The 857-nt window shown below is 50.3% G+C and carries 1 protein-coding gene and 1 pseudogene; both read right to left on the bottom strand.

Annotation, left to right across the window (positions count from 1 at the left end; all coding sequences use genetic code 11):
• Positions 1 to 32 precede the first annotated feature (32 nt).
• Positions 33 to 287: pseudogene (locus U869_RS31285) on the bottom strand (IS1-like element transposase); the annotation flags it as partial.
• A gap of 3 nt (positions 288 to 290) precedes the next feature.
• On the bottom strand, positions 291 to 662 hold the full coding sequence (locus U869_RS0128710) for a transposase (RefSeq protein ID WP_025123675.1): 372 nt from the start codon (positions 660 to 662) through the stop codon (positions 291 to 293).
• Positions 663 to 857: the final 195 nt, after the last annotated feature.

Here is an 857-nt window from a genome sequence, read left to right as displayed (position 1 = left end):
GAATTCAATCGGTATTGACAGCGGGGCTAGTTTTTTAGATGACGGAGAACGGTGTTGAGGCTTATCTTCAATACCCTTGCCGTATCGCGGCATCCGGAGCCGTTCATCGCCATATCAATAATGGTCTGATGGGTTTCGGGTTTAGCTCCGTTGTAGCGATAGCTGAGCTGGAAGGTCTTCAGGCATTGTTTGCAGCGATAGAGCTGCGTTCCTGAGCTGGAATGACCGTTTCTGATCACCCCCTGAGTTTCAGAACAGCGGGGACAAACCACATCAATCTTTACTATCAGTTACCCAAAAAGCGAAGCATACAACAATACTAACTCTGCGTCACGACCCGGCTCTGGCTGCATTATCTCATTCTTCCACTGCTGAATTTGCTCAGGGTAGAGTCCTTTACGACGACAGTATTCAGCAACAGCATGGGCGGAAAGAGGGGCCGTTTCAACCAGTATGGCGAAGCGAGCTTCCCGAGACCAGTGTTGTGGGTGTTTTACCTCAGCGTTGGTGCTTATGGTCGAGATGCCTGCCTTGGAACGCCAGGTGTAAAGCGTATTGATAGGGATCCCCTCAGAGCGTGCAATCTGAACAACAGGCTGATTGTGTGGTGGCATCATTCTGGCAATCACAGCAGCTTTGAGCTCAGGTGAATACGTTTTCATTATCGTTGTCTCCAGCCCCCTGAATGGTTTCAGTTAGAGGCGACAACTACCCTGACATGGGGGGATCTGCTGCCGTGGAAAGTCGACCTTACCGCTGTCTGAGTGTCAATACGGTCTAAATGAGCCGCTTACCATCATGGCGTAATTGAAGGCTGCCGTGAAGGAGGGGGAAGACGGTCAAGTATTCAATGTGTT

The sequence above is a fragment of the Serratia sp. H1w genome (genome assembly GCF_000633355.1).
GTDB lineage: Bacteria > Pseudomonadota > Gammaproteobacteria > Enterobacterales > Enterobacteriaceae > Chania.
Note: the sequence above shows the minus strand (reverse complement) of the source record. Positions and strands in the feature narration are given on the sequence as shown.

Coding starts and splice junctions, on each gene's coding strand:
- U869_RS0128710 (WP_025123675.1), bottom strand. CDS start 662: ATGAAAACGTATTCACCTGAGCTCAAAGCTGCTGTGATTGCCAGAATG.